This is a genomic window from Bifidobacterium sp. UBA6881, assembly GCA_002451435.1.
GTDB lineage: Bacteria > Actinomycetota > Actinomycetes > Actinomycetales > Bifidobacteriaceae > Bifidobacterium.
Genome location: DKCF01000039.1, coordinates 21,844 through 22,684, shown reverse-complemented (window position 1 = coordinate 22,684; position 841 = coordinate 21,844). Strand labels below are relative to the sequence as shown.

General features: G+C 60.4%; 1 protein-coding gene. It reads right to left on the bottom strand.

All coding sequences use genetic code 11. From position 1 onward, the window contains the following. Positions 1-841 (bottom strand): metal ABC transporter solute-binding protein, Zn/Mn family (locus tag B3C64_RS03385; protein ID WP_291533721.1); only part of this gene is annotated, 841 nt, incomplete at both ends.

Genomic DNA, 841 nt, shown 5'->3' with positions numbered 1-841 from the left:
AGCAGGGTCTTCTGGTTCTCGGGCAGCTGTTCGGTTGCCGAGACGATGGTCTTGTGGGAGGAGAGCGCGGCCTCGTTGAGCTTCTTGGCGAAGCCGTCCATTTCCTGCGGGTTGACCACCAGCAGATCCACATCGGAACCGGAGACGGTGTCGATGGCGTCCTTCAGGTCGGCGGCGGATGGCTCGGAATCGCTGTTCATCGCATTCGTGTAGGTTTCGGGCGTCATATCGATTGAACCGGCGTAATCAAGCAGATAGCTGATGATGGATTCGGTCGCGACGTAACGACGCTGGATGCCCTTGGCTCGTGCCTTGTTGATCAGCGCCACGAAATCGGCGTAGTCGCCGTTCCAATCATTGAAATGACGCTGCGCGGTCTGTGCGGTGTCGGAGTTCTCGCCGGCTTTGTCCTCATAGGCTTCGGTGATGGCGCTGGCGGCCTTCAGCACGGCTTCCGGGCTGAACCACAGATGCGGGTTGGTGCTGCCGTGGTGGTGATGGTGGCCGGATTCGCCGTCGGAGTGCTCGTGGGAATGTTCCTCCGTCGCGGTGATGCCCATGATGTCACCGACGTTCACGATGGTCTGCTTGCTCTTGTCGAACTGTGCCTTTTCGGCCCAGCCGTCATATCCGGCGCCGTTGAGCACCACGATGTCGGCCTTGGTGAGCTTGGCCATGTCGGACGTCGTGGGTTCGTAATCGTGCGGTTCCACTGACGTGGAATTGATCAGGGACGTCACCTTGACGCAAGAGCCGCCGAGCTCCTGGGCGAGCGATCCCCACTGGTTCACGGATGCCACGACGTCGAATGTCGTGCTGCAGGAGTCGGAGACCTGCTGGT